The sequence below is a fragment of the Curtobacterium sp. MCBA15_009 genome (assembly GCF_001864895.1).
Lineage (GTDB): Bacteria > Actinomycetota > Actinomycetes > Actinomycetales > Microbacteriaceae > Curtobacterium.
In genome coordinates this window covers 46,287-69,329 of sequence record NZ_MJGO01000012.1, presented here as the reverse complement: position 1 = coordinate 69,329, position 23,043 = coordinate 46,287, and the positions used below count along the sequence as shown (strand labels likewise).

General features: G+C 73.7%; 22 protein-coding genes and 1 pseudogene. 21 read left to right on the top strand and 2 right to left on the bottom strand.

What is annotated here, in order from left to right; genetic code table 11:
- The first annotated feature begins 1 nt into the window (after position 1).
- From pyrF to BIU97_RS04250, 5 genes are all read left to right on the top strand, one after another.
- Entirely contained in the window at positions 2-883 is an 882-nt protein-coding gene (pyrF, locus tag BIU97_RS04270; protein WP_254782893.1) for an orotidine-5'-phosphate decarboxylase, read from the top strand.
- Positions 880-1,803 carry a guanylate kinase gene (gene gmk / locus BIU97_RS04265; protein WP_071255773.1) on the top strand — a complete coding sequence of 308 codons (924 nt, stop codon included), beginning with the start codon at positions 880-882 and terminating at the stop codon, positions 1,801-1,803. The genes pyrF and gmk overlap by 4 nt, the downstream gene beginning before the upstream one ends.
- An 89-nt stretch (positions 1,804-1,892) precedes the next feature.
- A complete protein-coding gene (gene rpoZ, locus BIU97_RS04260; RefSeq protein ID WP_017887186.1) occupies positions 1,893-2,156 on the top strand; it encodes a DNA-directed RNA polymerase subunit omega in 264 nt (87 codons plus the stop codon).
- A gap of 5 nt (positions 2,157-2,161) precedes the next feature.
- Positions 2,162-3,376 (top strand): methionine adenosyltransferase, encoded by a 1,215-nt coding sequence (gene metK, locus BIU97_RS04255; RefSeq protein WP_111040525.1) that lies wholly within the window; start codon positions 2,162-2,164, stop codon positions 3,374-3,376.
- Positions 3,377-3,385: 9 nt separating this feature from the next.
- Positions 3,386-5,368, top strand: a complete 1,983-nt coding sequence (locus tag BIU97_RS04250) for a hypothetical protein (RefSeq protein WP_071255768.1) — start codon at positions 3,386-3,388, stop codon at positions 5,366-5,368.
- Positions 5,369-5,670: 302 nt separating this feature from the next.
- Here the strand turns inward: BIU97_RS04250 and BIU97_RS04245 are convergent, their stop codons facing one another.
- The gene (locus tag BIU97_RS04245; RefSeq protein WP_139195890.1) at positions 5,671-6,126 is read right to left on the bottom strand and encodes a DUF4383 domain-containing protein; all 456 of its coding nucleotides are present in this window, start codon (positions 6,124-6,126) and stop codon (positions 5,671-5,673) included.
- 162 nt (positions 6,127-6,288) lie between these two features.
- Between BIU97_RS04245 and BIU97_RS04240 the strand changes: the two genes are divergently transcribed.
- The 3 genes from BIU97_RS04240 (at position 6,289) to BIU97_RS04230 (ending at position 11,826) form a co-directional block, all read left to right on the top strand.
- On the top strand, positions 6,289-9,258 hold the full coding sequence (locus BIU97_RS04240) for a DEAD/DEAH box helicase family protein (RefSeq protein ID WP_071255764.1): 2,970 nt from the start codon (positions 6,289-6,291) through the stop codon (positions 9,256-9,258).
- Between the two features lie 67 nt (positions 9,259-9,325).
- Positions 9,326-10,261 (top strand): methionyl-tRNA formyltransferase, encoded by a 936-nt coding sequence (locus BIU97_RS04235; RefSeq protein WP_071255762.1) that lies wholly within the window; start codon positions 9,326-9,328, stop codon positions 10,259-10,261.
- Positions 10,258-11,826, top strand: coding sequence for an RsmB/NOP family class I SAM-dependent RNA methyltransferase (locus BIU97_RS04230; protein ID WP_254782891.1), 1,569 nt, complete (start codon positions 10,258-10,260; stop codon positions 11,824-11,826). Before BIU97_RS04235 ends, BIU97_RS04230 begins: the two co-directional genes overlap by 4 nt.
- Before the next feature lie 40 nt (positions 11,827-11,866).
- Here the strand turns inward: BIU97_RS04230 and BIU97_RS04225 are convergent, their stop codons facing one another.
- The gene (locus tag BIU97_RS04225; RefSeq protein WP_071297132.1) at positions 11,867-12,520 is read right to left on the bottom strand and encodes an NAD(P)-dependent oxidoreductase; all 654 of its coding nucleotides are present in this window, start codon (positions 12,518-12,520) and stop codon (positions 11,867-11,869) included.
- A 62-nt stretch (positions 12,521-12,582) separates the two neighbouring features.
- On the opposite strand from BIU97_RS04225, the gene BIU97_RS04220 reads away from it, so the two are divergent.
- From BIU97_RS04220 to lgt, 13 genes and pseudogenes are all read left to right on the top strand, one after another.
- Positions 12,583-13,182 carry a TetR/AcrR family transcriptional regulator gene (locus BIU97_RS04220; RefSeq protein ID WP_071255752.1) on the top strand — a complete coding sequence of 200 codons (600 nt, stop codon included), beginning with the start codon at positions 12,583-12,585 and terminating at the stop codon, positions 13,180-13,182.
- Positions 13,183-13,253: 71 nt separating this feature from the next.
- The gene (rpe, locus tag BIU97_RS04215; RefSeq protein WP_071255751.1) at positions 13,254-13,913 is read left to right on the top strand and encodes a ribulose-phosphate 3-epimerase; all 660 of its coding nucleotides are present in this window, start codon (positions 13,254-13,256) and stop codon (positions 13,911-13,913) included.
- Positions 13,914-14,014: 101 nt separating this feature from the next.
- Positions 14,015-14,278 (top strand): phosphoribosyl-ATP diphosphatase, encoded by a 264-nt coding sequence (locus BIU97_RS04210; protein WP_071256418.1) that lies wholly within the window; start codon positions 14,015-14,017, stop codon positions 14,276-14,278.
- 46 nt (positions 14,279-14,324) lie between these two features.
- Positions 14,325-15,164 (top strand): ATP phosphoribosyltransferase, encoded by an 840-nt coding sequence (hisG, locus tag BIU97_RS04205; RefSeq protein WP_071255748.1) that lies wholly within the window; start codon positions 14,325-14,327, stop codon positions 15,162-15,164.
- An 11-nt stretch (positions 15,165-15,175) separates the two neighbouring features.
- The gene (hisF, locus tag BIU97_RS04200; RefSeq protein ID WP_071297196.1) at positions 15,176-15,931 is read left to right on the top strand and encodes an imidazole glycerol phosphate synthase subunit HisF; all 756 of its coding nucleotides are present in this window, start codon (positions 15,176-15,178) and stop codon (positions 15,929-15,931) included.
- 76 nt (positions 15,932-16,007) lie between these two features.
- Positions 16,008-16,376: pseudogene (gene hisI / locus BIU97_RS04195) on the top strand (phosphoribosyl-AMP cyclohydrolase); the annotation flags it as partial.
- 95 nt (positions 16,377-16,471) lie between these two features.
- A complete protein-coding gene (locus BIU97_RS04190) occupies positions 16,472-18,016 on the top strand; it encodes an anthranilate synthase component I (protein ID WP_083404624.1) in 1,545 nt (514 codons plus the stop codon).
- The gene (locus BIU97_RS04185) at positions 18,013-18,747 is read left to right on the top strand and encodes a Trp biosynthesis-associated membrane protein (RefSeq protein ID WP_071297131.1); all 735 of its coding nucleotides are present in this window, start codon (positions 18,013-18,015) and stop codon (positions 18,745-18,747) included. The genes BIU97_RS04190 and BIU97_RS04185 overlap by 4 nt, the downstream gene beginning before the upstream one ends.
- Positions 18,744-18,983, top strand: coding sequence for an HGxxPAAW family protein (locus tag BIU97_RS17945; protein ID WP_071297130.1), 240 nt, complete (start codon positions 18,744-18,746; stop codon positions 18,981-18,983). The genes BIU97_RS04185 and BIU97_RS17945 overlap by 4 nt, the downstream gene beginning before the upstream one ends.
- 16 nt (positions 18,984-18,999) lie before the next feature.
- The gene (trpC, locus tag BIU97_RS04175; protein WP_071297195.1) at positions 19,000-19,785 is read left to right on the top strand and encodes an indole-3-glycerol phosphate synthase TrpC; all 786 of its coding nucleotides are present in this window, start codon (positions 19,000-19,002) and stop codon (positions 19,783-19,785) included.
- 98 nt (positions 19,786-19,883) lie between these two features.
- On the top strand, positions 19,884-21,098 hold the full coding sequence (gene trpB, locus BIU97_RS04170) for a tryptophan synthase subunit beta (RefSeq protein ID WP_071297129.1): 1,215 nt from the start codon (positions 19,884-19,886) through the stop codon (positions 21,096-21,098).
- Positions 21,095-21,889 (top strand): tryptophan synthase subunit alpha, encoded by a 795-nt coding sequence (gene trpA, locus BIU97_RS04165; RefSeq protein ID WP_071297128.1) that lies wholly within the window; start codon positions 21,095-21,097, stop codon positions 21,887-21,889. Before trpB ends, trpA begins: the two co-directional genes overlap by 4 nt.
- Before the next feature lie 99 nt (positions 21,890-21,988).
- Positions 21,989-22,999: a prolipoprotein diacylglyceryl transferase gene (lgt, locus tag BIU97_RS04160; protein ID WP_071297127.1), complete on the top strand. Its 1,011-nt coding sequence runs from the start codon at positions 21,989-21,991 to the stop codon at positions 22,997-22,999.
- The last annotated feature ends 44 nt before the right edge of the window (positions 23,000-23,043 follow it).

The following is a 23,043-nucleotide window of genomic DNA, read 5'->3' as shown; positions in this document are numbered from 1 at the left end:
CGTGACCACCCGCGTGGGAGGCCCGGCCTCCTTCGGCGACCGGCTCGCGGCCGCCATCGGGTCGCGTTCACCCCTCTGCGTCGGCATCGACCCCCACGCCGCCACCCTGGCGGCGTGGGGGCTCGGCCGCGACGAGCAGGGCCTCACCGCGTTCGGTGCGGCCCTGGTCGACGCGGCCGCCGGCCGCGCGGCGATCGTGAAGCCGCAAGTCGCGTTCTTCGAGGCTGCGGGGGTGGCGGGGTACCGCGCGCTCGACGCGACGATCCGTCGGGCACGCGATGCGGGCCTCCTGGTCGTCGCCGACGTGAAGCGGGGCGACATCGGGACCACCGGTGACGACTACGCGCTCGCGTGGCTCGACCGCGACGGGCCGTTCGCGGCCGACGCGATGACGGTGTCGCCCTACCTCGGCTACGGCTCGCTCGCCGGCACGGTGGCCGTGGCACGCCGGAACGGTGCGGGCGTCTTCGTCCTCGCCGCGACGAGCAACCCCGAGGCCCGGGTGCTGCAGACCGCCGTGCTCGCCGAGGGGCCGCGCGCGGGCCGCAGCGTGGCTGCCGGTATCGTCTTGGACGTGGCAGACGACAACCGGACCGCGGGCGACCACGCCCTCGGGGACGTCGGGCTCGTGCTCGGCGCGACCCTTCACCTCGACGACTTCGGCATCGACGCGGACGCCATCGGCTCCGCGCCGGTGCTCGCTCCGGGCTTCGGTGCCCAGGGTGCGCGGATCGAGGACCTCCGCGCGCTGTACGGCGCCCGCGCCGAGCAGGTGCTCGTGAGCGAGTCCCGCGGGCTGCTCACCGGCGGCCCCGAGGGCGTCGCCGCCCTCGTCGCCGACCGCGCCGACCGGATCGAGGCCGCACTGGGGGCAGTCGCATGACGTCGGACCGCGACGACAAGCCCGCCCACCGCAACCCGCCCGAGGTCGACCGGGCCGCCGCCGCGCAGGCCGCGGTGGCGGCGCGACGCGCCCGGGCAGCGGTGAAGGCCGCGATCGCGTCGGGGGAGCGCTCCGCCCTCGAGGTCGCCCGGTCCGCGTGGGCCGACGAGCTCGTCGAGTCGACCTCGGCGGAACGCTCGCTGCGGGTCCGCGACCTGCTGACGAGCCTGTCCGGCATCGGGCCGGCGCGCGCCGAGGCGGTCATGGGGGAGCTGCGCATCGCGCCGTCGAAGCGCCTGGGCGGCCTCGGCTCCCGGCAGCGCACCGCCCTGGCGGACTGGCTCGCCGCACGCGGGCGCCGGCGCGGTGCGTCGAAGCTCGTCGTGCTCGCCGGACCGACCGCCGTCGGCAAGGGCACGGTCAGTGCCCACATCCGTGAGCAGTACCCGGACGTCGAGCTGAGCGTGTCCGCGACCACCCGGAAGCCGCGCCCCGGCGAGGTCGACGGGGTGCACTACTACTTCGTCGACGACGACGAGTTCGACCGGATGATCCGCGACCGCGAGCTGCTCGAGTGGGCCACGGTGCACAACTCGTACCGCTACGGCACCCCGCGGCCGCCGATCGACCGCGCGCTCGACGCCGGCGAGAAGGTCATGCTCGAGATCGACCTGCAGGGCGCGCGACAGGTCCGCGACGCGATGCCCGAGGCCGTCCTGGTGTTCCTGCTGCCTCCCACCTGGGACGAACTCGTGCGTCGGCTCATCGGCCGGGGGACCGAGTCGGCCGAGGAACAGGCCCGCCGTCTCGAGACCGCGAAGGTCGAACTGGCCGCGCAGGACGAGTTCGACGTGCGGATCGTGAACTCGGATGTCAGCACGGCGGCACGCGAGGTCGTAGACTTGTTCTCTGCGCCCTGACGGGTGCACGGGTGCGCGTGCGTGCCGGGGCCCTCGCGGTCCGCGCGCAGGACACCCGCCCACGACATCCGCAGTCGACAGGAGACACCATGGCCAACCCCCAGGGCATCATCGACCCGCCCATCGACGACCTGCTCAGCAAGGTCGAGTCGAAGTACGCGCTGGTCATCTTCGCGTCGAAGCGTGCGCGGCAGATCAACGACTACTACGCCGACCTGCACGAGGGCTCGCTCTTCGACAACGTGGGCCCGCTCGTCGACTCGACGATCGACGACAAGCCGCTGTCCGTCGCGCTCCACGAGATCAACGAGGACAAGCTCACCGTCACCAAGCAGCAGCAGCCCACCGACTGATCCCGGTGACCAACGCTCCGCTGCGCCTCTTCACGTCCGAGTCGGTGACCGAGGGGCACCCCGACAAGATCTGCGACCAGATCTCGGACAGCATCCTCGACGCGCTGCTCGCGGTCGACCCGAACGCCCGGGTCGCCGTCGAGACGATGGTCACGACGGGCCTCGTGCACGTCGCCGGCGAGGTCACCACCTCGGGCTACGTCGAGATCCCCAAGCTCGTCCGTGACGTCATCACGGGCATCGGCTACAACTCGTCCGACGTCTCCTTCGACGGCCGTACCTGCGGCGTCGAGGTCTCGATCGGCGCGCAGTCGCCCGACATCGCGCAGGGCGTCGACGAGTCGCTCGACTCACGCAGCGGCGCCGGTGTCGACCCGCTCGACCGCCAGGGTGCGGGCGACCAGGGCATCATGTTCGGCTTCGCCACGAACGAGACGCCCGAGTACATGCCGGTCGCGATCTGGCTGGCGCACCGGCTGGCCGAGCGCCTCGCCGCCGTCCGCAAGTCCGGCGAGCTGCCCTTCCTGCGCCCCGACGGCAAGACCCAGGTCACCATCGGTTACGACGGCGTCGTGCCGAAGACCGTCGAGACCGTCGTGCTCTCCACGCAGCACGCCCCGACCGTCACGCTCGACCAGCTGACCGCCGACATCACCGAGCACGTCATCCGCCCGGTCCTCGACCTGGTCGACCTCGACTCGTCCCACGTCGACGTCATCGTCAACCCGACCGGCCGGTTCGAGATCGGCGGCCCCCAGGGCGACGCCGGCCTGACCGGACGCAAGGTCATCGTCGACACCTACGGCGGCGCCTCGCGGCACGGCGGTGGCGCGTTCAGCGGCAAGGACCCGTCGAAGGTCGACCGCTCGGCCGCCTACGCCCTGCGCTGGGTCGCGAAGAACGCCGTCGCGGCCGGACTCGCGGACCGCCTCGAGGTGCAGGTCGCCTACGCCATCGGGCGCGCGAAGCCCGTCGGCCTGTACGTCGAGACCTTCGGCACCGGGCACGTCGACGACGCCACGATCGAGGCAGCGATCCGCCAGGTCTTCGACCTGCGTCCCGCCGCGATCATCCGCGACCTCGACCTGCTCAAGCCGCGCTACGCGCAGACCGCGACCTACGGCCACTTCGGTCGCGAGCTCCCCGGGTTCACCTGGGAGCAGCTCGACCGTGTCGAGGAACTCCGCGCCGCAGCAGGGCTCGTCACCGCCGCCGTCTGAGGCGACCGCGTGACCACCGTCGCGCGGGTCGTCCTCGACTCGCCGCTCCCGCAGTTGGACCGACTGTTCGACTACCGGGTGCCGGCCGAGCTCGAGGACGACTGCGTCGCGGGGGTCCGGGTGAAGGTGCCGCTGCGCACCGGCGCCCGGATGTCCGACGGGTACGTCGTCGAGATCGTCAGCGAAGGTGAGTACCCGGGCGAGCTCAGTCAGGTCGAGGCGGTCCTGTCCCCGGTGCCGGTCCTGGCGCCCGAGATCTGGACCCTCGCCCGCGCCGTGGCCGACCGCGCCGCCGGGGTCGCCTCGGACGTGCTCCGGCTCGCCGTCCCGACCCGTCAGGTCCGCGCCGAGAAGGCGTGGCTCGCCCGCGACACCACGTGGACACCACCCGCGGTCACCCCGCCAGCGGTCACCGGGTACACCGACGGCGTGCTCGAGGGCGTCGTCGCCGAGCACGGCCGTGCCGCCGTCGCCGCGGTGCCGCACCCGGTCGCACTCGGTCCGGAGTCCGCGCCCGTCTGGGTGCCCGGGTGGGCCGCGACGCTCGCGCAGGCGGCCGCGCACGCCCTCGCAGCCGAGGAGTCGGCGGTCATCGCCGTCCCGGACTTCCGTGACGTCGGCGACCTCGAGCGCGCGCTGCTCGCCGTGCTCCCCGCCGAACGCGTCGTGCGGTTCGACGCGAAGCAGACGAACGGGCAGCGGGCGAAGGCCCTGCTGCAGGCCCGGTCGCACGCGGTCGTCGCGATCGGCAACCGCACCGCCGTGTACGCGCCGGCGACGACCCTCGGCCTCATCGCGATGTGGGACGACGGCGACGCCTCGTTCGCCGAGCCCCGGGCGCCGTACGTGCACACGCGGGACGTCGCCCTGGTGCGCGCGGCGCAGTCCGGGGCGGCGCTGCTGTTCCTGTCGCACGCCCGGAGCACCGACGTCCAGCGGCTCGTCGAACTGCACTGGCTGCAGGAGGTCACCCCGTACCGGGCGAAGACGCCGAAGGTGATCCCGACCCTGCAGCAGACCGGCGCCGACGGCTACGCGGCCCAGGCACGGATCCCGAGCTCGGCGTGGCGGGCTGCCCGCGAGGCGAGCCAGCACGGCCCGGTCCTGGTGCAGGTGGCGAGCCCGGGCTTCGGCACCGGCCTGGTCTGCGCGGAGTGCGGGGAGCGCGCGCACTGCCGGGTGTGCGGGGGACCGCTCGGCAGCCCGCACCGCGGTGCCACGCCGCAGTGCCGGTTCTGCGGTGCCCTCGCCGTGGGCTTCCGGTGCCCGACCTGTGGCAACGGCACGGTGAAGCCGGTCGGCCAGGGCGCCCAGCGCACCGCCGACGAGCTCGGCCGCGCCTTCCCCGGCACCCGGATCGTCGTGGCGGACGGTTCCCGACCGCTCGACGAGGTCCCCGCGAAGCCGTCCGTCGTGGTCGCGACCCGCGGGGCCGAACCGAGCGTCGCGGGCGGGTACGCCTGTGTGCTCCTGCTCGACGGCGAGAAGATGCTCGCGCGTGAAGGCCTGCGCGTGCAGGAGGACGTCCTGCGCTTCTGGACCGACGCCGCGGCGAAGGGCGCACCGGGCGCCGAGGTCTACCTGGTGGGCATCGGCGGCAAGCTCGCGACGGCGATGGCGCTGTGGCGGCTCGACGGCCCCGCGCACGACGAGCTGACCGACCGGCGCGAGCTGCACTTCCCGCCCGCCGTCCGGGTGGCGACGCTGACCGGCACCGACCAGGCCGTCACCGCAGCGGTCGAGGCGCTCGAGGGGCTCACCGCCGGTCCGGTCCTCGGGCCGGTGCCCGTCGAGGACGACGCCCTGCCGGGCTCGGTCCGGGTGATCGTGCGCTTCCCGTACGCACACGGCGCCGAGGTGGCGGCGACGCTCAAGGCCGAGGTCATCCGCCGGTCGTCGACCCGGCGGGTGCTGCCCGGTGGCAACCGCCGACGTGCGGCACCGGCGCTGCGGGCCCGGCTCGACGACGCGGAGCCCTTCACCGAGGTCTGACGCTGGCGGGCGCGCCGGGGTGGGCGCTGCTCGGGTTGGGCGTTGCCGATCGACGACATCGACGTCGTGCGACAGCGATCACGTCGTGGAGCGTCGGCGCCGAGGCGATGCCCGCGGCGCACACTCCGGTCGTCGACGTCGTGCGACGTCCTCGACGTCGTGCGACAACGATCACGTCGTGGAAGGTCGGCGCGGAGGCCGCACCGCCGGCGGCCGCCCCGCCCGGCCGGCACCGTGGCCGGGCCCCGGACACACCACGACCCCGGAGCGCGCGCCCCGGGGTCGTGTCGTTCGTTCGGCCGTCAGGCGCCGACCGGGCGCTGCCGGATGCGCGGGAACACGATGCCGAGCGCGACCATGCCGACGGCGAGCACGAGGTGCAGCCAGTTGTCGGCGTTGTTGAGCGGCACGAAGTTCGCACCGGAGGAGTGACCGGCGGTGAAGAGCCCGTAGATCCAGAGCACGAAGTAGACGATCCCGCCGATCACCAGGTACATGCGCGACCCGGAGGCGCGACCGGCGGCCGCCAGCCCGACGACACCGAACAGCAGGTGCACGATGTTGTGCAGCACCGAGACCTGGAAGATCCCGAGCAGCATCGCCATCGAGTCGTGGCCGGCGCCCGCGAGCGACCCGGAGGTCAGGCCGGGCACGAAGCCGGCGATCCCGACGAGCAGGAACACGATGCCGACGACGAGCGCGACCTTCTGGATGCTCGAGCCGGCGTAGCGGTTGGTGGACGTGGTGACATCGGACATGGTGGTCTCCCTGATCGTGGTGGGTGCGACCGTACCCACCTCGCTCCCAGCCGGTTCGCGGTCGATCCGCAGAACGCGCACGTGGGACGACCGACCGCCGACCGGATGCGGTGTCCCGGGGCCGCGCGGGGAGTCCGGCGCGACCCGTGGGAGACTCGGGGAGTGACGACGGGGGAACGGCGCGGTCCGCTCACGGGCTGGCGCTACCGGGGGAAGCTGCGGCGCTACCAGGCGGACGTGCTCGAGCGGGTGCCGGTCGTGCCGGGCGACCCCGTGCACGTGGTCGCACCGCCGGGGTCGGGCAAGACCCTGCTCGGTCTCCTGCTCGCCGGACGGCACGGGGCGCGCGCCGTCGCACTCGCTCCGACCGCGACGATCCGCGCCCAGTGGGCCGCCTCGGCGGCCGCCCTCGACACCTCCGACGGCAGCCGGTCGGTCTCGGTCTCCGAGGACCCCGCGCACCTCGGGGACCTGACCGCGCTGACCTACCAGATGCTCTCGGTGCTCGAGACGGGGAACCCGCTCACGGACGTCGCCGCCGCGGACTGGCGCCGCGAACTCGTCGAGGGCGGCCGGGACGAACAGGCTGCGGCGGTGTGGCTCGCCGACCTCGAGACCGCGAACCCGACGGCGTACCGGACGGGCATCGCGCGGCGCTCCCGTGCCGTCCGCCGACGACTCGCCCGCGAGGACCCCGCGCTCCTCGAGGCCGCCCTCCACCCGAACGCGCGCGCCCTCGTCGACCGCCTCGTCGCGCACGGTGTCGAGACGATCGTCCTCGACGAGTGCCACCACCTGCTCGACCACTGGGCGCTGGTCGTCGCGTACCTGGCGGCACGCATTCGGGAGTCGGGCCGTGAGCCCCTGCTCATCGGACTGACCGCGACCCTGCCGTCCACCGACGACCGGGACGCGCACGACAACTACACCGCGCTGCTCGGGGACGTCGACCACGAGGTCCCCACCCCGGCCGTGGTGAAGGAGGGCAACCTCGCCCCGTACCGCGACCACGTCTGGTTCGTCGAACCCAGTGCCGAGGAACGCGCGTTCCTCCGCGACCACGAGGAACGGCTCGAAGCGCTCGTGGGCACGACGTTCGACGATCCCGACGGCGCCGACTGGCTCGTGCACACCCTGCAACCGCCGGCCGACGACCCCGAGCGCGACGGAGGACGTCCCGGGCAGGCGTCGCCGGAGGCACGACTCGCCCGCGCGTTCGACGCCGACTTCGCGGTCGCCGAGTCCGCTGCGCGCATGCTCGCCGAGGTCCGACCCGGTCACCCGCTCCTCGCCCTCGTGCACCCCGGTGCCCGGAACGCTCCCGACGCGGAGCAGCGCCTCCGGCTCCTCGCCCGGTACGCACTCGACCGGCTCCTGCCCGACCCCGACCGGGCCGAACAGTGGCAGCGCATCAAGCGGTCCATCGTCGACTTCGGGTTCACCCTGACGGACCGCGGGGTGCGTCGCGGTCGCGACCCGGTGGACACCGTGCTCGCGTCGTCGTCCGCGAAGGACGGCGCCGTCGCGGAGATCCTCCGACTCGAACTCGCACAGGACGCCGCGGACCACCTCCGTGCCGTCGTCGTCACCGACCACGCCACGCACGGAAACGCCCGTGGCAGCGGACGCCGCGGCGCCGGTGCGCTCCGGACGTTCGGCACCGTCGTCGCCGACCCGACCACCGCCGCACTCCGGCCCGTGCTCGTCACCGCGAAGCACCTCCGCATCGCCGCCCGCGACGCCGACCTCCTCCTGCCCGCCCTGCGACGCCTGCTCGACGCCGAGCTGGTCGCCTCGCCGTCGGCGGACAGACCCGACGTCCTCGAGGTCGACACCGGCGGCACCGGTTCGGCCGCGGTCGTCGCCGGTGTCTCGGTCCTGCTCACGGACGGCACGACCCGCCTGGTGGTCGGGACGCGCGGACTGCTCGGAGAGGGCTGGGACTGCCCCGCGGCGAACACCCTGATCGACCTCACCGCCGTGGCGACCTCGTCCGCCACGCAGCAGCTCCGCGGTCGCACCCTCCGGCTCGACCCGGCCTGGCCCCGCAAGGTGGCCCACAACTGGACCGTCACCGCGGTCCTGCCCGCCGACGTCCCGCTCCTCGCCGCGCCGGACGTCAGTCGGATGCACCGCAAGCACCAGCAGATCTGGGGACTCCTCCGCGAGGACGACGCCCAGGTCGTCCGGGGCGTCGGGACCGCACTCTCCGACGTGCAGGCCCGCCGACTCGACGCACTCGTCGGCAAGGACCGGCGGCAGACCGTCCGGGCACTCGACGACGACGTCGCGGCTGCCCTCCCGCCCCGCGAGCAGACCCACCGGGCCTGGCGCATCGGTGAACCGTACGCCGACCGGGAGAGCACCGCCACCGTCCTCCGCGAGCCGGACGTGGCTCCCTTCACCACCGGGCCCACCGCGGCCGCTGTGATGAGCGCGGTCCTGGCGCTCGTGCTCGCCGTCGTGGGCCAGTCGCTGCGCGTCCTCGTGGAACTGTGGCGCGGCGGTGCCGTCCTCGGCGCCGTCGGGACCGTGGCCGTCGTGGTCGTCGCGATCGCGGTCGCCTGGCCCGTCGCGCGCCAGTTGGGCACCGCGCTCCGGCAGCGGCTCGACACCGCCCTCGGGTACCGACGTGCCGTCCGGGTCGTGCTGGACGGCCTGCACCGTGCCGGACGCGTCCCCGCGTACGGGGACGGCGACATCAGGGTCACCCCGACCGTGGCCGGCGGAGTGCCGGTGGCGTTCACCATGGAGGCCGTCGGCGGCACGGTCGCAGACCGCCGAACGGTGACCACCGCGCTCGCGGAGCTGTTCGGTCCGGTCCGGACGCCGCGGTTCCTGCTCGAGACCGGACGCGGGGACCGCGCGCGACTCCGACGGGCGCCGTTGCTCACGCTCGCGCTCTGGGCGGCTCGGACGCTCACCCGTCGCAGCCGCTGCCTGGCGGTCCCCACCGGCATCGGTCGGCGGCGGGAGGACGCCGAGGCGTTCGCCGCCGACTGGGCACGTTCCGTCGGTCCGTGTCGCCTCCACGAGGTCGACTCGCCGGAGTCGCTCGTGCTGCTGCTGCGCGCTCGACGCGACTCCGGGGCGACGAGGACGCCCCCGTCCCTGCGGGACCAGTGGTCCTGACGACGAGTCCGTGCCGGCCGCCCGCGCGGGGACGGTCGGACCGTGCGCACGTGGGACGATGGACCCCATGCGTCTCGTCGTCGCCGGCAGCCCCGCTGCGGCCGTCCCCACCCTCCGTCGCCTCGCGGCGTCCGACCACGAGATCGCTGCGGTCCTCACCCGTCCGCCCACGCCGCAGGGGCGCAAGCGGGTCCTGACGCCGACGCCGGTGGCGCAGGCCGCGGCGGAGCTCGGCCTGCCGGTCATCGAGGCGGTCCGGGTCGACGAGGGGGTCACCGCCGAGCTGGTCGCCCTCGACGTCGACCTCGGCGTCATCGTCGCGTACGGCGCGCTGCTCCGCCGGCCGGCCCTCGACGCGCCCCGGCTCGGCTGGGTGAACCTGCACTTCTCCGACCTCCCCGCGTACCGCGGCGCGGCGCCCGTGCAGCGCGCCGTCATGGCGGGCGATGCCCGGACCGCCGCGACGGTGTTCCAACTCGTCGAGGAGCTCGACGCCGGCCCCGTGTACGCGTCCGACCCGTTCGACATCGACCCGGAGGCGACCTCCGGCGAGGTCCTCGCGGCGATGGCCGAGTCCGGCGCCGGGACCGTCGCGCGCGTCGTCGACGGCATCGCCGCCGGCACCGCGGTGGCGACCGAGCAGACGGGGACGCCGACCCTGGCGCCGAAGACCACCATCGAGGACGGCCGCATCGACTTCGACGCCCCCGCCGCGGTCGTGCACGCACGCCTGCGCGGCGTCACGCCCGAGCCCGGCGCGTACGCCCACCTCGGCGAGACCCGCGTGAAGCTGCTCCGCAGCAACCGGCTGACGGGAGGCACGGGGGACCCCGCCCCGCAGCTCGCGCCCGGTGCGCTGGCACTCCACGGCGGCCGGCTGCTGGTCGGGACCGCGGACGACCCGCTGGTGCTCTCCGAGGTGCAGCCGGCGGGCAAGAAGGCGATGGACGCCGCCGCCTGGGCCCGGGGCCTCGGCGAACTGGACGGGAAGGTCCTCGCATGAGCCAGCCGACGAAGCACCAGGGAGCCCGCCGCGGCCCCCGTCCGGCGAACGCCCGTCGCGTCGCCTTCGACGTCCTGCGCGCCGTGCAGGTCGACGACGCGTACGCGAACCTGCTGCTGCCGACGCGCATCCGCCGCGCCGGCCTCTCCGCCCGCGACGCCGGGTTCGCGACCGAGCTGACCTACGGCTCGATCCGGATGCTCGGCCGCTACGACGTCGTCATCGCGCTCGCGTCCGGCCGCCGTGCGGAGAACATCGAGGCCGACGTGCTCGACGTGCTGCGGCTCGGTGCCCACCAGCTGCTCGCGATGCGGACCCCGACGCACGCCGCGGTCGACGCCACGGTCGAGCTCGCGCGCGACGTCGGCGCCCGCCGGGCGACCGGCTTCGTGAACGCCGTGATGCGGAAGATCGCCGCGCGGACCGACGACGAGTGGGACGCGCTCATCACCGAGGGACGTGGCGGCGACGCCCTGCTCGCGACACGGTGGTCGCACCCGACGTGGGTCGTCTCGGCGCTGCGCGACGCCCTGGCCGCCGAGCGCTCCCGCGACGAGCTCGCCGCCCTGCTCGCGGCGGACAACGCCGCGCCGCGGGTGCAGCTCGCGGCGCTGCCCGGACTCGCCACCGACGAGGACGTCGCCACGGCCACCGCGCGCAGCGCCCCGGACGACGACACCGACGCCGTGTTCGCCGACGCGACCGGTGCGGACGACGTGCCCGCGGCCCTGGTGCCCGCCGACGACGAACCGGAGGCCGACGGGGCGACCGGCACCGTGCCTCCCGTCCGCACCGTCGACCCCGTGCCGGAAGCCGATGCGTCACCGGTGTCGCCCGTCGGCATCCGGGGCATCTCCGGCGACCCGGCCCGCGTGCCGGGCGTCGCCGCCGGACGCCTGCGCGTGCAGGACGAGGGCTCGCAGCTCGCCGCGCTGGCGCTCAGCCGCTCGTCGGCCGTGCGCGCGGGGGAGCGCTGGCTCGACATGTGCGCCGGCCCCGGCGGGAAGGCGGCGCTGCTCGCGGCCGAGGCCCAGCAGGGCGGCGCGACCCTGGTCGCGAACGAACTCGTCCCGGCGCGCGCCGGCCTCGTGCGGAACGCGCTCGGCGTGTTCGGCGACCACGTGCGCGTCGTCGAGGGCGACGCCCGGCGGTACGGGCGGGACGGCACCGGGCTCACCTTCGACCGCATCCTGCTCGACGCGCCCTGCACCGGGCTCGGTGCCCTGCGGCGTCGGCCGGAGGCGCGCTGGCGGAAGGCACCAGAGGACGTCCAGGAGCTCGCGGCCCTGCAGTCCGAGCTGCTCGACGCGGCCGTCCGCGTCCTCGCGCCGGGCGGGACGCTCGCCTACGTGACCTGCTCGCCGCACCTCGCCGAGACCCGGGGGCAGGTCGACGCGCTCATGCGGCGGCACGGCGACCTGCTCGAACAGCTCGACACGGCGTCGATCGTCCGGGGCGTCGCCGCGCGCGACCCGCGGGTGTCGGACGGCGACACCGTGCAGCTCTGGCCGCACCGCGTGGGGACGGACGCGATGTTCATCGCGCTGTTCCGACGCGTCGGCTGACCACCGCGCCGACTGACCACCGCGCCGACCGGGACGGGGCTCAGCGCGACCGTCGGTAGGCACTGCCGTCGCACGTGTGCACGGCCGTGTCGTCGAACAGGGTGCGCAGGTTGTACGCGGCGCAGTCCCGGAAGGTGCCGATGCTTATCCACCGCGCCGAGCGGCGCAGCTCGCCCTTGGAGGGGCCGTCCGAGCCGATGCCGGCGCGGTGCACCGTCCAGGCGATGTCCTGCGCCTCGGCGTCGAGGTAGCGCATCACCGACTCGTTGTCCGCGTGCTGCCCGATGTACTCCCGCGCGAGCGTCGACCGGACGAGGCGGAGCACGGGCGCGAGGCGCTTGCCGGGAGGCGCACTCAGCCCACCGGCCTGGTACAGCAGCCGCCGGGTGCCGCTCCGGCGCATGGCCGGCACGAGCGTGCGGACGAACGCGGTGTTGACCGGTCGCTCGCGCTGCGCGGCGACGTCCCCGAGCATCACGACCACGCCCGTCACGCCGTCGAGCAGCGCGTCGAGGTCGAGGCCGTCGGTGACCGAGCCCTGCTCGACCTGCAGGTCGTCGTGCTGGACCGCCAGCTTCGACGGTGTCCGGACGACGGCGCGGACGCGGTGTCCGGCCTCGAGTGCGAGCCGGGTGAAGTGCTGGCCGGTCTGTCCGGTGGCGCCGAACACGAGCAGGTGCTGTCGAGGTGTCATGCGCCCAATCTAGGCACTGACTAGAAAATAGACAATGCCTAGTACCGCGCTAGGCTGGTGGCATGCCGGAGCGTCCCTTCCACCACGGGAACCTGCGGGCCGTGCTGCTCGACGAGGCCGTCCAGGTCCTGCGCGAGGACGGCGTCGACGGGGTGTCCCTCCGTGACCTGGCGCGGCGGGCCGGGGTCAGCCACGGTGCGCCGCGGAGCCACTTCGTCGACCGCCAGGCCCTGCTCGACGCCCTCGCCGTGCTCGGCTTCGAACGACTGACCAGCGCGGTGCGCCGGGCCCTCTCCGGGTCGGGCGACCTCGACGGCCGGTTCCGCCGGGTCGCCCTGGCGTACGTCGACTTCGCCGTCGACGACGCGGCGCTCATGGACCTCATGTTCCAGGCGTCGACGGCCGGACGGTCCGGATCCGTGCGGACCGCTGCCGAGTCACTGTTCGCCGTGCTCGACGGCGCACTCGGTGCGTCCGCGCCGGAGCCCGGCGAGGACGCCCGGACCACCTTCAAGCTCCTGTTCGCCGCCACCATGCAGGGGATCGCGGCCCTCGTCGTGTCGCGCCGGATCGACCGCCCGCAGGGCGAGCGGCTGGTCGAAGCAGCACTCGGGACGATGCTCCGGTCCGACCTCGGCACGCGCGCCCTCGGCGACGGCTGAGTCCGCCCGGAACGGTGTGGCGCGCACCGGTGCGGGGCGGCCGGGCAGGTGCGCGCCGGTAGGCTCGACGGGTGACGATCCGCATCTCGCCGAGCATCCTGTCCGCCGACTTCGCGAACCTCGAGCGGGAGCTGCACCGCATCGAGACCGCCGACCTGGTGCACGTCGACGTGATGGACAACCACTTCGTGCCGAACCTGACCCTCGGGCTGCCGATCGTGCAGCGCCTGCAAGAGGTCTCGCCGGTGCCGCTCGACGTCCACCTCATGATCACCGACGCCGACACCGAGGCCCCGAAGTACGCCGAGACCGGTGCGTCGAGCGTGACCTTCCACTTCGAGGCCGCCACCGACCCCGTCGCCACCGCCGCGGCGATCCGGTCGAACGGGGCGAGGGCCGCCGTCGCCGTGAAGCCCGGCACCCCGATCACCCCGGTGCTGCACCACCTCGACGCCTACGACATGATCCTGCTCATGACCGTCGAGCCGGGCTTCGGCGGCCAGTCGTTCATGCCCTCCGTGATGCCGAAGCTCGCCGACGCGCGCGCCGCCGTCGACGCCTCCGGGCTCGACGTCTGGCTCGAGGTGGACGGCGGCATCGCGGTCGACACCGTCGCCGAGGCCGTCCGCAGCGGCGCCGACACGCTCGTGGCCGGCTCGGCCGTCTACGGCGGCGAGCCCGCTGCCCGCATCGCCGACCTGCGCGCGGCGGCCGCCGCGGCCCGCTCGTGACCGGGGGAGCGCCGGGCGCGACCGGACCCGCCGAGCCGCACCGGGCCTCCCGTCCGGACGGTGCGTCGGCCGCGACCGCGGGGACCGGTAGCCTGGTCGGCGTGAAGACGTTCGACGACCTGTTCGCGGAGCTGACCGAGAAGGCGCGCACGCGCCCGGACGGCTCCGGCACCGTCGCCGAACTGGATGCCGGTGTGCACCAGATCGGCAAGAAGATCGTGGAAGAGGCCGCCGAGGTCTGGATGGCGGCCGAGTACGAGGGCGACGAGCGCACCTCGGAGGAGATCTCCCAGTTGATCTACCACCTCCAGGTGCTCATGGTCGCCAAGGGGCTCACCCCGGCGGACGTCTGGCGACATCTCTGATCCGCTGATCAGCCGCCGACACCCCTCCCAGAAAGCAGACCCCCTGATGCTCCGCATCGCCGTGCCCAACAAGGGCTCCCTGTCCGAGACCGCCTCCGAGATGCTCCGCGAGGCCGGGTACGCCGGCCGCCGCGACCCGAAGGCGCTGCACCTGCTCGACGAGCGCAACGGGGTGGAGTTCTTCTTCCTCCGACCGCGCGACATCGCGACCTACGTGGGGTCCGGCGCGCTCGACGTCGGCATCACCGGCCGTGACCTGCTGCTCGACTCCGGGTCCGAGGCGCACGAGGTCGACGCGCTCGGCTTCGCCGACTCGACGTTCCGCTTCGCCGGCACGCCCGGGCGCTTCGGGTCGCTGCAGGACCTCGACGGCGTCCGGGTGGCCACGAGCTACCCCGGCCTGGTCGGCGCGTTCCTCGCCGAGCACGGGGTGACCGCGACGCTCGTGAAGCTCGACGGCGCCGTCGAGAGCGCCGTCCGCCTCGGCGTCGCCGACGCCGTCGCCGACGTCGTCTCCACGGGCAGCACCCTCCGCCAGGCCGGGCTCGAGATCTTCGGCCCGGTGATCCTCGAGTCGACCGCGGTGCTCGTCTCCACCGACGAGACCATCCCCGGCGTCGACGTCCTGCGCCGACGCCTGCAGGGCGTCCTGGTCGCCCGCGGCTACGTCATGCTCGACTACGACGTGCCGACGGCCCTGCTCGAGCAGGCCACCGCGGTGGCCTCCGGCATCGAGTCGCCGACCGTGTCGCCGCTGCACGACCGCGACTGGGCCGCCGTCCGCGTGATGATCCCGCGCGACGACGCGAACCTCATCATGGATGCGCTCTACGACCTCGGCGCTCGGGCGATCCTCGTCAGCCCGATCCACGCCGCACGCCTGTGACCGCCGGTGGCGTGTCGGTCCGGGTCATCCCGTGCCTCGACGTCAAGGGCGGCCGGGTCGTCAAGGGCGTCAACTTCCTGGACCTCCAGGACGCCGGTGACCCCGTCGAGCTCGCGGCGCGGTACTACGAGCAGGGTGCCGACGAGCTGACCTTCCTGGACGTCGGCGCCACGGTCGAGAACCGGGCGACGATGTACGACACCGTGACCTGGACGGCCGAACAGGTCTTCATCCCGCTCACCGTCGGCGGCGGGGTCCGCAGCGTCGACGACGTCTCGCGGCTGCAGCAGTGCGGGGCCGACAAGATCGGTGTGAACAGCGCGGCCATCGCCCGGCACGAGCTCGTCGGCGAGATCGCCGACCGGTTCGGCGCGCAGGCCGTCGTGCTCTCGCTCGACGTCAAGCGCTCCGACCGGATGCCCTCGGGCTTCGTCGTCACCACGCACGGCGGGCGGACCGAGTCCGACCTCGACGCCGTCGCGTGGGCACGCGAGGCCGTCGAGCGCGGCGCCGGGGAACTGCTCGTCAACTCGATCGACGCCGACGGCACGAAGAACGGGTTCGACCTCGAACTCGTGGCCGCGGTGCGCGCCGTCTCGTCCGTCCCGGTCATCGCCTCGGGAGGCGCGGGTCGCGTCGAGCACTTCGCCCCCGCCGTCGACGCGGGTGCGGACGCAGTCCTCGCCGCGTCCGTCTTCCACCGTGGCGAGATGACGGTCGGCGACGTCAAGGCCGCGCTCCGCGCGACCGGCCACGCCGTCCGCTGACGCGGCCGCGCGCCGCCCGTCGCGGTTCTCCACACCCCACTGCCCGCGTCCCGGCACGCCGTAGGCTAGGAGCCTCATGACCGACAGCACCAGCACCGACACCGACGCGGTCCTCGACCGTGCACGCTTCGGAGCCGACGGGCTGCTCCCCGCCATCGTGCAAGAGGAGTCGTCGAAGGACGTCCTCATGCTCGGCTACATGGACCGGGAAGCGCTCCGACGCACCCTGACCGAGGGGCGCGTGACGTTCTGGTCCCGGTCGCGGAACGAGTACTGGCGCAAGGGCGACACCTCCGGGCACGCCCAGTACGTGCGGGGCGCTGCGCTCGACTGCGACGACGACACCCTGCTCGTGACCGTCCAGCAGGTCGGGGCCGCCTGCCACACCGGTGCGCACCGGTGCTTCGACGTCGACCCGCTCGCGCCGGTGACGGCGTCCGCGCCGTCGTCCGCCGGGTCGTCCGGCGCTGCAGGGCCTGACCGCGCGGATGCCGCCGGGTCCGCCGGCGCGGACGCGGACGCTGCTGTGGAGGCGACCCGGTGACCGCCGCGACCGTGTCCGACCAGCCGCACACGACCTCCCGGCCGGAGTTCGACGCCCTGCTCGGCGACCACCGGGTCGTGCCGGTGGTGCGCGCGCTCTACGCCGACAGCGAGACGCCGGTCGGTGTCTACCGGAAGCTGGCCGACGGCCGCCCCGGGTCGTTCCTGCTCGAGTCCGCCGGTCAGGGCGGCCTGTGGTCGCGCTGGTCGTTCGTCGGCGTCCGCAGCTTCGGCGTGCTGACGCAGGACGGCGAGCGTGCCGCCTGGATCGACACCGGCATCGACGCCGCCCGTGCCGTCGGGTCCCTCGAGGGCCAGCCGCTCGAGGTCCTCGCGCGGCTGCACGAGCGCTGGGCGACGCCGCGCGTCCCCGGCACGCCGCCGCTCGTCGGCGGCACCGTCGGCTTCATCGGCTGGGAGGCCGTCCGACAGCTCGAGCACCTGCCGAACGTCCCGCCGTCGGACTTCGACGTCCCCGGGCAGGCACTGTCCTTCGTGTCCGAGCTCGCCGCGCTCGACCACCGCACCGGGCTGGTGCTGCTCGTCGCGAGCGCCCTGAACGACGGCGTCGACGACCCCGACACGCTGTGGCTCGACGCGCAGGCCCGGCTCGACCGCATGCAGGCCGACCTCGTGCAGCCCTCGGTGGCGACCGTGGCCGAGGCCTTCGACATCGCCGAGCCGAGCCCGGTGCACCGGTCGACGCCGGACGAGTACATGGCGTCGGTCCTGCGCTCGAAGGACTTCATCCGCGACGGCGACGTCTTCCAGGTCGTCATCTCGCAGCGGTTCGACCACGAGGTGACCGCCGACCCGCTCGACGTCTACCGCGTGCTCCGGACGCTCAACCCGAGTCCGTACATGTACTTCCTCGCGCTCGCGGACACCGCCGACGAGCGCTTCTGGATCGTCGGCGCCTCACCGGAGGCCCTGGTCAAGGTGCAGGGCGGCCGGGCCATCACCCACCCGATCGCCGGGTCGCGCCCGCGCGGGGCGACCCCCGAGCAGGACGTCCGCCTGGGCGAGGACCTGCTCGGCGACCCGAAGGAGCGCGCCGAGCACCTGATGCTCGTCGACCTGGCCCGCAACGACCTGCAGAAGGTCTGCCAGCCAGGGTCCGTCGCGGTCACCGAGTTCATGACGGTCGAGCGGTTCAGCCACATCATGCACCTGGTGTCGAGCGTCGAGGGCGCGGTGCGCCCGGAGGCGTCGGCGATCGACGTCTTCCGCGCGACGTTCCCGGCCGGCACGCTCTCGGGGGCACCGAAGCCGCGCGCGCTCGAGATCATCGACGAGCTCGAACCCGCCGGCCGCGGCGCGTACGCCGGGGTCGTCGGCTACTTCGACTTCGCCGGGGACGCCGACCTCGCCATCGCCATCCGCACCGCCCTCATCAAGGACGGCGTCGCCCGTGTGCAGGCCGGTGCCGGTCTCGTCGCGGACTCGGACCCCGAGACCGAGCACGTCGAGGCCGTGAACAAGGCCGCCGCCCCGCTCCGCGCCGTGGCCACCGCGAACCGGATGCGCGAGGTGCGCGCATGAGGCGTTCCCGTCCGATCGTCGTCGTCGCCGGGCTCCTGGTGGCCGGCGTCGTGATGCTGGCCTGGACCCAGACGTGGTTCACCGTCCACCTGCACGCGGGCGACGCCGTCACCGGCACGGTCGACGCCGACGGCGCGGCCGTCGTGCCCTCGTACACGGCGTTGGCGATCGCGAGCCTGGCGCTGTTCCTCGCGATGACCATCGCCGGACGGGTGCTGCGCGTCGTCCTCGCCCTCGTCGAGGTCCTGCTCGGCCTCGGCGTCGTCGTCAGCGGCATCAGCGCCCTGCGCGACCCGGTCGCGGCCGCCCGCGGAGCGATCGGCCAGGTCGCCGGGGTGAGCGACCTCGGGGCCGTGCGCCGCGTGGTGACCGAGGTCGACGTGACCCCGTGGCCCGTCGTCGGCATCGTCGGCGGGGTGCTCGCGATGGCGCTCGGCGTCGTCGCGGTGGTCGTGCAGCGCTCCTGGCCGGGTCCGAGCCGCAAGTACGGCGCGGCGACGGCCGGCGCTGCCGCGGACGCCCGCGCGTCGGCGCCGGTCGAGCGCGACGCCGTCGTCGACTGGGACGACCTCAGTGCCGGGGTGGACCCGACGACGCTCGACGGGACGGCCGCCGCGGACGACCAGGGCGGCACGGGCGGCGCGGTCGCCGGTCCCGTCGGGGACGACACGGTAGGATCGACACGGCGTCGCTCGGACGACGACGCCGGAGCAGAACGAGGAGCACCGTGAGCAACACCGAACCCGCAGAACTCGGCGAAGGCCACTCGCCGGCAGCCTGGACCGCCGTCGTCATCATGCTGATCGGCTTCGCTGCGGGCACGTTGTTCTTCTGGTTCGACATGCCCTGGGGCGTGTGGGCGTCCGCCGCCGTCGTGCTCATCGGCCTCGTCGTCGGTGGTGTCATGAAGAAGGCCGGCTACGGCGTCGACGGCCCGAAGTTCGTCCCCAAGCACCACGGCGAGTAGGAACCCCGTGCCGAACGTGCTCGAGACCCTCGTCGCGGGCGCGCTCGAGGACGCCGCCACCCGTCGCCTCGACCGTCCCGTGACGGACGTCGAACGCGACCTCGACCGGGTGGCGCCGCCGCTCGACGCCCTCGACCACCTGCGTCCCGGTGACCACGTCAAGGTCATCGCCGAGGTCAAGCGCGCCAGTCCCTCACGCGGGTCGATGGCCCCGATCGAGGACCCGGCGTCGCTCGCCGCCGACTACGAGCGCGGCGGCGCGTCGACGATCAGCGTCCTGACCGAGGGGCGCAAGTTCCTCGGCAGCCTCGCCGACCTGCAGGCCGTCAAGCAGCGGGTCGCGATCCCGGTGCTCCGCAAGGACTTCATCGCCGACCCGTACCAGGTGCTCGAGGCCCGCGCGGCCGGAGCCGACGTCGTGCTGCTCATCGTGGCGGCGCTCGAGCAGCGGCAGCTCGTCGAGCTGCACACCCTGGCCGAGTTCCTCGGCATGCGCGTGCTCGTCGAGGCGCACTCCGGTGACGAGGTCGCTCGCGGGCTCGACGCCGGCGCGCGCATCCTCGGCGTGAACGCCCGCGACCTGACGGACTTCTCGCTCGACCGCGACCTGTTCGGGTCGCTCGCCGACCGCATCCCCGACGGGGTCGTGCGGGTCGCCGAGTCCGCGGTCGCCGGTCCTGCCGACGTGGCGCACTACCGAGCGGCCGGCGCCGACGTCGTGCTCGTGGGCGAGGCCCTCGTCACCGGCGCCGACCCCGCCGCCACCCTCGCATCGTTCATCGACGCCGCCGACCGCGGCTGACCCCCACACCGCATCCCGGCCGCGGACCGCGGCCGCACGACCCACCCCGTCCGGCTCCGGCTCCGCGCCGCGCCGGGCTCGTCCCGGAAGACCCCATCGTGACCTCACTCCGCGACCTGCACGGCCCCTACTTCGGCGAGTTCGGGGGACGCTTCGTCCCCGAGTCGCTCGTACTCGCCCTCGACGAGCTCGAGGCGGCGTTCCGCACGGCCTGGGCCGACCCCGAGTTCCGCGCGGAGCTCGACGCGCTCCAGCGCGACTACACCGGGCGTCCCTCGATCATCACCGAGGTGCCCCGCTTCGCGAAGCACGCCGGCGGTGCCCGCGTCATCCTCAAGCGCGAGGACCTCAACCACACCGGGTCGCACAAGATCAACAACGTGCTCGGGCAGGCGCTCGTCGCCCGTCGCCTCGGCAAGACGCGGCTCATCGCCGAGACCGGCGCCGGCCAGCACGGCGTCGCCACCGCGACCGCAGCAGCGCTCTTCGGCATGGAGTGCGTCGTGTACATGGGCGCGGTGGACACCGAGCGCCAGGCGCTCAACGTCGCCCGGATGCGACTGCTCGGCGCCGAGGTCATCCCGGTCGAGACCGGTTCCCGCACCCTGAAGGACGCCATCAACGAGGCGCTCCGCGACTGGGTCGCCAACGTCGAGTCGACGCACTACCTGCTCGGCACCGTCGCGGGACCGCACCCGTTCCCCGAGATGGTGCGCGAGTTCCACAAGGTCATCGGCGAAGAAGCCCGGCAGCAGGTCCTCGACACCGTCGGGCGCCTGCCGGACGCCGTCGCGGCGTGCGTCGGCGGCGGCTCGAACGCGATGGGGATCTTCGAGGCCTTCCTCGACGACGAGGGCGTCGCACTGTACGGCTTCGAGGCGGGCGGCGACGGCGTCGAGACCGGCCGGCACGCCGCGAGCATCACGCTCGGCCGACAGGGCGTGCTCCAGGGCACGAAGTCGTACCTGATGCAGGACGAGGACGGCCAGACCATCGAGAGCCACAGCATCTCCGCCGGCCTCGACTACCCGAGCGTCGGGCCGGAGCACGCGCACCTGGCCTCGATCGGCCGCGCGACCTACCGACCCATCACCGACGCCGAGGCGATGGAGGCGTTCCGCCTGCTGAGCCAGACCGAGGGGATCATCCCCGCGATCGAGTCGTCGCACGCGCTGGCCGGTGCCATGCAGCTCGGCAAGGAGCTCGGCCCCGACGGGGTCGTGCTCGTCAACCTGTCCGGCCGAGGGGACAAGGACGTCGCGTCCGCCAGTCGGTACTTCGGCATCCTCGACGAGAACGCGGTGCAGCTGTGAGCCAGAACCGGACCGTCGCCACGACGATCGACAGCGCCAACGCCGAGCGCGCCGGTGCCGTCGTCGGGTACCTGCCCGCCGGGTACCCGGACCTGCAGACCAGCGTCGACGCGGCCGTCGCCCTCGCCGAGAACGGCGTGGACGTCATCGAGCTCGGTCTGCCGTACTCCGACCCCGTGATGGACGGTCCCGTGATCCAGCGCGCGGCCGAGGAGAGCCTGGCGAACGGCTTCCGGGTCGCCCACGTCTTCGACGCCGTGCAGCAGATCACCGAGCGCGTGGACGTCCCCGTGCTCGTCATGACGTACTGGAACCCGGTGCTGCGCTACGGCGTCGACCGGTTCGCCGACGACCTCGTGTCCTCGGGTGCCGCCGGGCTCATCACGCCCGACCTCATCCCGGACGAGGCCTCCGAGTGGACCGCCGCGTCCGAGCGCACCGGCCTCGACCGCGTCTTCCTCGCCGCCCCCTCGTCGTCCGACGTGCGGATGCGCCAGGCCGTCGAGTCGAGCCGCGGCTTCGTGTACGCGGTCTCGACGATGGGCGTCACCGGCGCCCGCGCCGGGGTCGACGTCGCGGCCCGGACCGTCGTGTCCCGGCTGCGTGACGCCGGGGTCGAGCGCACGTGCGTCGGCCTCGGCATCTCCACCGCCGAGCAGGTCCGCGAGGTCCTCGAGTACGCCGACGGCGCGATCGTCGGTTCCGCGTTCGTCCGTGCCCTCGCCGACCTCGGCGTGCAGGGCGTCGCGGACCGCGCCGCCGACCTCACCGCGGGCGCCCGCCGCGGGTAGCCCCGGTTCCTGTCGGCCCCGTCCCGCGCGCTACAGTGAGCGGGGCCGACGCCACGTCGACACCGCGCCCAGTCAGTTCCGAAAGGCGACCGCACCTCCATGCCCCTCCTGAGCATCCCGAGCCCGAGCACCGCCTGGCAGTACTTCGACCTGACCGCATGGCTGCGCGACGTCTTCGGCTGGTCGCTGCCGCTCGACTTCCGCATCCACGCGTACGCGATCTGCATCCTCATCGGGATCGTCGCGGCCGTGGTGCTCGCGAACCGCCGTCTCAACGCGCGCGGTGTCGAGCGGTGGATCATCATCGACATCGCGATCTGGGCCGTGCCGGCCGGCATCATCGGCGGCCGGGCGTTCCACGTGCTCACGCACGTCAGCGACTACTTCGGCCCCGGCATCCTCTGGTGGAAGCCGTTCGCGATCTGGGAGGGCGGCCTCGCGATCTTCGGCGCGCTCATCCTCGGCTCGGTCGGTGCCTGGATCGGCTGCCGCCAGGTCGGGCTGCGGTTCTCGTCGTTCATCGACGCCGTCGTGCCGGGCGTCCTGCTCGCCCAGGCGTTCGGGCGGCTCGGCAACTACTTCAACCACGAGCTCTTCGGCATGCCGACGAGCCTGCCGTGGGGTCTGCAGATCGAGTCGTCGAACCCGGCGTACCCGGCCGGTCTGCCCGAGGGCACCCTGTTCCACCCGACCTTCCTGTACGAGATCATCTGGAACCTCGTCGGCGTCGCGGTGATCCTGCTGCTCGACCGCCGCTTCCAGCTGCAGTGGGGCAAGGTCCTCGCGCTGTACCTCATCTGGTACGGCACCGGCCGTTCCGTCCTCGAGTCGATTCGGGTGGACACGAGCGAGACCTTCGCCGGCATCCGCACGAACGTCTGGATGTCCTTCGCCGCGATCCTGCTCGGCATCGTCATCTTCGTCGTGCAGTCGCGACGCCACACCGGCAAGGAGCCGAGCCCGTACCTGCCGGGCCGCCAGCCCGGCCCGAAGTCCGATGTAGACTCCGACGACACGTTCTCGGAGCACGACGACGACGCGGACGACGACTCCACGCACGACCACTCCACGGACGTCCCGAGCACCGACCCGGTCGCGTCCCCGCGCTGACCGGACCGCACGGGTCCCACCAGCACCACCCGTCTGACCCCGCC

Excerpts from the sequence above, each read along its gene's own strand:
- rpoZ (WP_017887186.1), top strand. The coding sequence starts at position 1,893 with ATGGCCAACCCCCAGGGCATCATCGACCCGCCCATCGACGACCTGCTC.
- BIU97_RS04220 (WP_071255752.1), top strand. The coding sequence starts at position 12,583 with ATGCCGGAGCGTCCCTTCCACCACGGGAACCTGCGGGCCGTGCTGCTC.
- BIU97_RS04230 (WP_254782891.1), top strand. The coding sequence starts at position 10,258 with ATGAGCCAGCCGACGAAGCACCAGGGAGCCCGCCGCGGCCCCCGTCCG.
- gmk (WP_071255773.1), top strand. The coding sequence starts at position 880 with ATGACGTCGGACCGCGACGACAAGCCCGCCCACCGCAACCCGCCCGAG.
- lgt (WP_071297127.1), top strand. The coding sequence starts at position 21,989 with ATGCCCCTCCTGAGCATCCCGAGCCCGAGCACCGCCTGGCAGTACTTC.
- hisG (WP_071255748.1), top strand. The coding sequence starts at position 14,325 with ATGCTCCGCATCGCCGTGCCCAACAAGGGCTCCCTGTCCGAGACCGCC.
- BIU97_RS04185 (WP_071297131.1), top strand. The coding sequence starts at position 18,013 with ATGAGGCGTTCCCGTCCGATCGTCGTCGTCGCCGGGCTCCTGGTGGCC.
- BIU97_RS04245 (WP_139195890.1), bottom strand. The coding sequence starts at position 6,126 with ATGTCCGATGTCACCACGTCCACCAACCGCTACGCCGGCTCGAGCATC.
- BIU97_RS04235 (WP_071255762.1), top strand. The coding sequence starts at position 9,326 with ATGCGTCTCGTCGTCGCCGGCAGCCCCGCTGCGGCCGTCCCCACCCTC.
- BIU97_RS04225 (WP_071297132.1), bottom strand. The coding sequence starts at position 12,520 with ATGACACCTCGACAGCACCTGCTCGTGTTCGGCGCCACCGGACAGACC.